Origin of the sequence: Corallococcus exercitus (genome assembly GCF_003611585.1) — a bacterium.
Classification (GTDB): Bacteria; Myxococcota; Myxococcia; order Myxococcales; family Myxococcaceae; genus Corallococcus; species Corallococcus exercitus.
Genome location: NZ_RAVW01000393.1, coordinates 1 through 9,247, shown reverse-complemented (window position 1 = coordinate 9,247; position 9,247 = coordinate 1). Strand labels below are relative to the sequence as shown.

At 72.5% G+C, this 9,247-nt stretch carries 1 protein-coding gene; it reads left to right on the top strand.

The features are described 5' to 3' along the window. Positions 1-16 precede the first annotated feature (16 nt). On the top strand, positions 17-9,247 hold a 9,231-nt coding region (locus D7W79_RS43965), incomplete at its 3' end, for an Ig-like domain-containing protein (RefSeq protein ID WP_158617113.1).

Genomic DNA, 9,247 nt, shown 5'->3' with positions numbered 1-9,247 from the left:
GTACCGAAGAGCCCCCATGGACCCCACCTCCGACGACGCCTCCTTCGCCTGGTTCCGGGATGCCGCCCCCTTCGCGCAGGCCTGGAGGCTGGCGTGCCTGATGCTCCTGGCGCTGCTTCCGCTCGGGGCCTCCGCCGCTCCGGCGCTGCGCTACCAGACGGATCAGCGGGGCGACTTCGTGCTGTTCGGCAACACGCTGTCGCAGGAGTGCCGCGCGGGGACGCCAGCGCCGCTGGTGGGCACGGTGGGCGCCTGCGGCAACAACATCGACGACCAGGCGGCGGACGTGCACTGGACGACCGACGGCAGCACGGCGTCCGCGGACACGTCAGTGGCACCGGGTAGCGCGAAGAGCCAGGCCGTGCTCGCGCTGCCTTCGGGGGCGGTGGTGACGTACGCGCGGCTGTACTGGGGCGCGGTGCGCTCGGTGGCGAGCCGCACGGGCACCACGTCCCCGGGCACGTCCGTGACGCTGGCGCGGGTGGGCACGTTCTCCACGGCCATCACCGCGGACTCCAGCAAGGGCTACACGAACGGCAGCAACTACGCGTACCAGTCCACGGCGGACGTGACGGCGCTGGTGCAGCAGTACGGCACGGGGGCGTACCTGCTCTCCGGCGCGGACGTGATGGACTTCCGCAACGTCAACGACACCTTCCCCTACTCCGGCTGGGCGATGGTCGTCTTCTACCGGCTCGCCAGCGAGCCCCTGCGCAACCTCACCCTCTTCGACGGGCTGGACGGGGTGAGCAGCGGCGTCAGCGCGACGGCCACCCTGTCCGGCTTCCTGGTGCCGGCCTCTGGCTACACGGCGAAGCTGGGCGTCATCGCCTACGAGGGCGAGACCTCGCTCACGGGCGACGCGCTGAACTTCAACGGCGTGGCCCTGTCGGACGCGCAGAACCCGGCGAACAACTTCTTCAACGGCACGCGCAGCCGGCTGGGCGTGGCGCAGAGCAGTCCCGGGGACCTGCCGCGCTTCGCGGGCACGCCGGCCACCAGCGAAGGCATGGACCTGGACGTCGTGGACATCACCGCGCGCGTCTCCGCGGGCCAGACCTCCGCCACGGTGTCCGCTACCTCCACGGCGGACCAGTACCTGCTGGGCGCGTTCATCACGTCCATCTCCACGCAGAAGCCGGACTTCATCCAGACGGTGAAGAGCGTGGCGCCCGTGTCGCCGCGTCCGGACGGCAGCCTGCGCGGCGGCGACGTGCTGGAGTACACCGTGCAGACGACGAACACGGGCGATGACTCCGGCATCCTCACCGTGCTCACGGACACGCTGCCCGCCAACGTCACCTACGTGCCGGGCTCGCTGCGGGTGACGGCCGGCGCCAACACCGGCGCGAAGACGGACGCGACGGGCGACGACCAGGGCGACTACGACGCGGCGAACCGCCGGCTCACGGTGCGCCTGGGCACGGGCGCCAGCGCCACGCAGGGCGGCGTCGTCAACATCGGAGAGAGCACGACCCTCGTCTTCCGGGTGACCATCAACGTGGGAGCCTCGGGGAGCATCGACAACCAGGCCATCGTGCGCAGCACCGGGCAGCAGGGCGCGCCGGAGACGTCGTTCCCGTCCTCGCCGCCGGTGGGGACCGGCCCCACGATGACGCCGGTGGGGGGGCCGCCCGCGCCGGCCGTGACGGTGCCCGCGGCCAACGCCACGCTGACGACGCGCACGCCCACCTTCAGCGGCACGGGAGAAGCCGGCAACACCGTCACCGTGCGTGAGGGCACCACGGTGCTGTGCACCGCCACGGTGAGCGCATCCGGTGCTTGGAGTTGCGCCTCCACCGTGCAGCTCACGGATGGCGCGCACACCGTGACCACGCAGGCGGCGGACCCCAGCGGCAACCTCAGCCCGACGACGTCCGTCGGATTCAGCGTGGACACGACGGCGCCGGTGGCTCCGGTCATCTCCACGCCCGCCCAGGACGCGCAGCTCAACACGACGACGCCGACGTTCACGGGTACGGCGGAGGCGGGCAGCACCGTCACGGTACGCGAGGGCACCACGGTCCTCTGCACCACCACGGCCAATGCCGCGACGGGCGCCTGGAGCTGTGTGTCCAGCGTGACGCTGGCTTCCGGCTCGCACACCGTGACGGCGACGGCGCAGGACGCGGTGGGCAACACCGGCCCTGCTTCCGGCGGGCGCACGTTCGGGGTGGACGTGACGGCTCCGACGGCGCCGGTCATCGTCGCGCCCGCGAACGGAGCGGCGGTGAGCAGCACGACGCCCACGTTCAATGGCTTCGCGGAGGCGGGCAGCACCGTCACCGTCGTCGTGGGGGGCATCACGGTCTGCACCGCGACGGCCAATGCGTCCGGCGCCTGGGCCTGTACGTCCGGCACGACGCTGGGCCAGGGTGCCCAGGCGGCGACCGTTACCGCCACCGACGCCGCGGGCAACACGGGCCCGGCGAGCACGACCTCCTTCACCGTGGACACGGTGGCTCCCTCGGCCCCGGTGGTCACGGCCCCCACGGCCAACCAGACCGTGACGACCCAGACTCCGACGCTGTCCGGCACGGCGGAGGCGAACAGCACCGTCACCGTGCGCGAGGGCACCACCGTGCTCTGCACCACCACGGCGAATGGGTCTGGCGCCTGGTCCTGCACGTCGGCCTCGCTCGCGCAGGGGGCGCACACGATCTCCGCCACGGCGCGGGACGCGGCGGGCAACACCGGTCCGGCCAGCACCTCCGTTCCCTTCACGGTGGACTCGGTGGCGCCGGTGGCGCCGGTGATTACGGCGCCGACCTCGGGTCAGACCGTGGCCACGCAGACGCCGACGCTGTCCGGTACGGCGGAGGCCAACAGCACCGTGACCGTGCGGGACGGCACGACGGTGGTGTGCAGCGCGACGGCCAATGCGTCAGGTGCCTGGTCCTGCACGTCCGCGACGCTCGCGGAAGGTGCGCACACGCTCTCCGCGACGGCTCGGGATGCCGCGGGCAACACGGGTCCGGCGAGCACCTCCGTTCCCTTCACGGTGGACTCCGTGGCACCGGCAGCGCCCGTCATCGCGTCGCCCACGTCCGGCCAGCTCGTCGCCACCCGGACGCCAACGCTGTCTGGCACGGCGGAGGCGAACAGCACCGTCACCGTACGCGAGGGCACCACCGTGCTCTGCACCACCACGGCGAGTGCCTCCGGTGCCTGGTCCTGCACGCCGGCGTCCCTGGCCGACGGGGCGCACACCATCGCCGCCACGGCACGCGATACGGCGGGCAACACCGGCCCGGCGAGCACGTCCGTCCCCTTCACCGTGGATGCCACCGCCCCGGCGGCGCCCGTCGTCACCGCCCCCACGGCCAACCAGACCGTCACCACCCAGACGCCGGTGCTGTCCGGTACGGCCGAGGCCAACAGCACCGTGACCGTGCGCGAGGGCACCACCGTCCTGTGCACCGCGACGGCCAATGGCTCCGGCGCGTGGTCCTGCACGTCCTCCACGCTCGCGGACGGCGCCCACACTGTCTCCGCGACGGCGCGCGATGCGGCGGGCAACACGGGCCCTGCGAGCACCTCCGTTCCGTTCACCGTGGACACCACTGCTCCGGCGGCTCCGGTCATCGCTTCGCCCACGTCCGGCCAGGTGGTCGCCACGCAGACGCCGACGCTCAGCGGAACGGCGGAGGCGAACAGCACCGTCACCGTTCGTGAGGGCACCACCGTGCTCTGCACCGCGACGACCAATGCCTCCGGCGCGTGGGCGTGCACGTCCTCGACGCTCACTCAGGGGGCGCACACGATCTCCGCCACCGCGCGGGATGTGGCGGGCAACACCGGCCCGGCCAGCACCTCCGTTCCCTTCACCGTGGACACGGTCGCTCCCGCGGCACCTGTCGTCACCGCGCCCACGGCCAACCAGACGATGACCACGAAGACGCCGGTCCTGTCAGGCACGGCGGAAGCCAACAGCACCGTCACCGTTCGCGAGGGCACGACCGTCCTCTGCACGGCCACGGCGAATGGTTCCGGCGCGTGGTCCTGCACCTCGGCTTCGCTCTCGGAAGGCGCGCATACGGTTTCCGCCACCGCTCGCGACGCGGCGGGCAACACCGGTCCGGCCAGCACGTCCGTTCCCTTCACGGTGGACTCCGTCGCCCCCGTGGCTCCGGTCATCACGTCGCCCACGTCCGGTCAGCTCGTCGCCACGCAAACTCCGACGCTCTCCGGTACCGCCGAGGCGAACAGCACCGTGACCGTTCGTGAGGGCACGACGGTGTTGTGCACCACCACCGCGAACGGCTCCGGTGCGTGGTCCTGCACCTCGTCGCAGCTGGCGGAGGGCTCGCACACGATCTCCGCCACGGCGCGGGACTCGGCGGGCAACACCGGTCCGGCCAGCACCTCCGTCCCCTTCATCGTGGACAGCATCGCTCCCGGTGCTCCGGTCATCGCATCGCCCACCTCCGGTCAGACGGTGGCTACGCAGACGCCGACGCTGTCCGGCACGGCCGAGGCCAACAGCACCGTCACGGTTCGCGAGGGCACCACCGTGCTCTGCACCGCCACCGCGAACAGCTCCGGTGCGTGGTCCTGCGTGTCCTCCACGCTCGCCGACGGTTCGCACACCGTCTCCGCGACCGCTCGGGACGCGGCGGGCAACACGGGCCCGGTCAGCACCTCCGTTCCCTTCAGCGTGGACACCACCGCCCCGGCGATCCCCGTCGTCACGGCCCCCACGTCCGGACAGGCGGTCTCCACCTCGACGCCCTCCATCACGGGCACGGCCGAAGCGGGCAGCACCGTGACGGTGCGCGAAGGCACCACCGTGCTGTGCACCGCGACGGCGGATGAATCCGGCGCATGGTCCTGCACGTCCTCCACGCTCACGGATGGCCCCCACACGCTGTCCGTCACGGCCCGCGACGCGGTGGGCAACACCAGCCCCGCGCGCACGGTGTCCTTCACCGTCGACGCCACCCGGCCGGACGCGCCGGTCATTGTCACGCCCGCGAACGGCGCGGCGCTGGGGGCGTCCCCCGTCACCTACAGCGGCACGGCCGAGCCCGGCAGCCGCGTCACGGCGACGCTGGATGGCACGTCCCTGGGCACCGTCACCGCCAACGGCTCGGGCGAGTGGAGCTTCACGCCCGGCATCGTGCTCGAGGACGGCGGCCACACCCTCACGGTCGTCGCCCGGGACGGCGCGGGCAACGACAGTCCCGTCGCCACCTCCACCTTCACCGTGGACACCACCGCGCCGGACGCGCCGGTCTTCACCGCCCCGGCCCTGAACGCGACCGTCATCACCGCGCGGCCGGCCATCAACGGCACCGCCGACGTCGGCACGCTTGTGACACTGGTCATCGGGGGGGACACCTTCGGTCCGCTCACCGTGGATGCCTCCGGCACCTGGAGCTTCACGCCGGCCACCGACCTGCCCCAGGGGCCCATCACCGTCAGCGCCACCACGGCCGACGCGGCGGGCAACGTCAGCGACGCGGCCGTGCTGACGTTCACCGTGGACTCGGTGTCGCCCGACACCGTCATCACCTCTCGGCCCCCGGTCGCGAGCAACAGCACGTCCGCCACGTTCACCTTCCGTGGCACGGACGCGGATGTCGCGGGCTTCGTCTGCACCCTGGACACCACCAGCGTGGCGTGCGCCTCGCCGTACACGGCGACGGACCTGGACGCGGGTTCGCACACGTTCACCGTCGCCGCCGTCGATGCGTCGGGCAACGTGGACCCCACGCCCGCCAGCTACACCTGGACCGTGGACGTCACACCTCCCGACGCGCCCGTCGTCCTCCAGCCCACGAGCGGCGAGGTGCTCACCTCCGCCTCGCCCGTCATCACCGGCACCGCGGAGCCGGGCAGCACCGTGTACCTGGTCCTCGACAACGGCGCGCCGCTGGGCCCCGTCCTCGTCAACGGCCAGGGAGCGTGGAGCTACCCCGTGCAGGCCACGCTCGCGGACGGTTCGCACATGCTGAGCGCCACCTCCACGGACGCGGCGGGCAACACCAGCGAGCCCGTGTCGCTCACCTTCTTCATCGACACCGACGCGCCGGACACCACCATCGAGTCGGGCCCCGCCCAGCCCTCGAACAGCGCCAGCGCCACGTTCGCGTTCAGCTCCACCGGCGGCGGCATCGGCTACGAGTGCAGCGTGGATGACGAGCCGTTCACCTCCTGCGACAGCCCCTTCACGATCGACTCCCTCGCGGAGGGCGAGCACACCCTCGCCGTGCGCGCCGTGGACGCGGCGGGCAACGTCGATCCGACTCCGGCCGGGTACTCGTGGACGGTGGACCTGGGCGCTCCCGAGGCCCCGGCCATCACCTCGCCCGCGAATGGCGCCCTCTTCAACACCGGTGCGGTGTCCTACGCCGGCACCGCGGAAGCTGGCACCACCGTGCGCGTGACGGTGGATGGCAGCTTCGTGGGCACCGCCGTCGTCTCCGACACGGGCACGTGGACCTTCACCACCGGTCCGGTGCTGGACACCGGGGCGCACACCGTCTCCGCGACCTCGGTGGACGCGGCCGGCAACAGCAGCCAGGCCACGAGCGTCACCTTCATCGTGGACCTCGTGGCGCCGGACACGGTCCTCACCGCGTCCGTCCCCACCGTCACTTCCAACCGTGACGCCTCCTTCGAGTTCACCTCGAACGACGCCACCGCGACCTTCGAGTGCCGCTTCGGCACGGGGGCCTTCGTCCCCTGCACCAGCCCCCAGGCGCGCACGGCGCTCGCGGACGGCACGTACAGCGTGCAGGTGCGCGCGGTGGACGCGGCCGGCAACGTGGACCCCACGCCCGCCACCTTTTCGTGGACCGTGGACACCATCGCGCCGGAGACCTTCATCCGCTCCGGCCCCATCGCGACCGACGCGCCGAACCCCGCCACGTTCGACCTGGACTCCGACGAGTCCGGCGTCACCTACGCGTGCAGCCTGGATGAGGGCCCGTTCACGCCGTGCGCGGACCCGGCCCTCTTCACCGTGACGCCCGGCCCCCACACCCTCGCCGTGCGCGCCACGGACGCGGCGGGCAACGTGGATGACTCGCCCGCCACCTGGTCCTGGTCCGCGACCGATGACGCAGACAACGACGGCCTCACCGACGTGGAGGAGGCCCAGGCCGGCACCGACCCGCGCAACGCCGATACCGACGGCGACGGCCTGTCCGACGGGGTGGAGGTCCACTCCGGCCGCACCGACCCGCTGGATGATGACTCCGATGACGACGGCGTGCTCGACGGCAACGAAGACGCCAACCACGACGGCGCCACCCAGGCCACCGAGACCGACCCCACCCTCGCCGACTCCGACGCCGATGGCCTCACCGACGGCGTGGAGCGGGGCCTCACCGCGCCCCAGGGCAATGGCACCGACCCTGCCCGATTCGTCGCGGATGCGGACCCGGCCACCACCACGGATCCGCTCAAGGCCGATACCGACGGCGGCGGCGTCTGGGACGGCATCGAGGACAAGAACCACAACGGCAAGGTGGACCCGGGCGAGACGGATCCGCTCAACGCGGCCGACGACGTGGACGCGGACGGCGACGGCGTGGACAACGCGACCGAGCTGGAGCTGGGGCTCGACCCGTTCAACGCCGACAGCGACGGCGACGGACTGATGGATGGCATGGATGGTCTGGTCGACACCGACGGCGACGGGCTCATCGACGCGCGGGACACCGACAGCGACAATGACGGGCTCACGGATGGCGAGGAAGACGTGAACCACGACGGCATCACCCAGGCCACCGAGACCGACCGCCGCCAGGCCGACACGGACGCGGACGGCCTGAAGGATGGCATCGAGGTGCACGGACAGAACCCCACCGACCCGCTGGCCCGCGACACGGACGGCGATGGCCTGTCGGACGGTGAAGAGGACACCAACGCCAACGGCACCCGCGACGCCAACGAGACCGACCCCAACCGCGTGGACAGCGACGAGGGCGGCATCTCCGATGGCGTCGAGGTGAAGGGCGGCACCAACCCGCTCGACGCCGATGACGATTTCTCCGTGCTGGGCCGGGGCTGCTCGACGGGCGGTGCTGGGAGCCTGCTCCCGCTGGCGCTGGGGCTGCTGGCGGTGCCGTTCCTCGGGCGTCGCCGCCGGGCCCTCCCTGCCCGGAGCATGGCGTTGACGGTGGCGGTAGGCCTGGCGCTGGGCGCCGCGTCGCGAGCGGAGGCTCAGGCGTCGGTGTCGCAGGCCATCGACGTGCAGCAGTACAAGCCGGGGCCGGGCGCGTATGACGTGCTCGGGCTCCACAGCGCCCGCGTCGCGCCGCACCTGACGTGGAACGTGGGCGCGTCGCTCAACTACGCGCACCAGCCGCTCAACTTCTACGACCCGCGCGTGGAGACGTTCGTCTACCGCATCGTGCGGGAGCAGGTGTCCCTGGACCTGATGGGCGCGGTGTCCCTCTTCGACCGGCTGGAGGTGGGCCTGGTGCTGCCGCTGACGGTCACCGGCTCGCAGTCCGCGGGCGCCGTGTCCGAGCAGTTCGCGGACGGCGTGGGCTCCGCGGGCCTGGGCGACCTGCGCGTGGTGCCCAAGCTGGCGCTGCTGTCGAAGGGCGCGCTGAACCTGGCGGTGCTCGCGCCCTTCACCCTGCCCACCGGCGGCGCGGATCACTTCCTGGGCGCGGACGGGCCCACCTTCCAGCCGCGCGTGGCCGGCGAGTGGGCCACGCCGTCGCTGCGGTTGCTCGCCAACGTGGGCGTCAACCTGCGCAAGGCACAGGACCTGCGCAACCTGCGCGTGGGCAACGAGCTCGCGTTCGGCGTGGGCGCGGAGGTGCCGCTCACGCAGGCGCTGTCCGCGCAGGCCACGCTCGTGGGCGCGGTGGGCCTGTCGGAGTCCGACACGGAGGAGTTCCCCCTGGAGCTGCTGGGCGCGGTGAAGTACCGCTTCGCCCGGGGCTTCACCGCGCACGTGGGCGCGGGGCCGGGCCTCACGCGCGGCTACGGCACGCCCGCCTTCCGCGTCCTCGCGGGGCTGGCCTACACGCCGGGAGGTGCCCCGGCCCCGGTGGCCGCCCCGCGTGCGCCCGCCTGCACGCGGGGCCCCGAGGACTTCGACGGCTTCCAGGACGACGACGGCTGCCTGGATCCGGACGACGACAACGACGGCATCCCCGACGTGAACGACACCTGCCCCACCGAGCCGGAGACGGTGAACGGCGAGCGCGACGAGGACGGCTGCCCGGACACGGCTCCGGAGGCGAAGTCCGCCACGGGCAACACGCCCCCGGCCCCGCTCGCC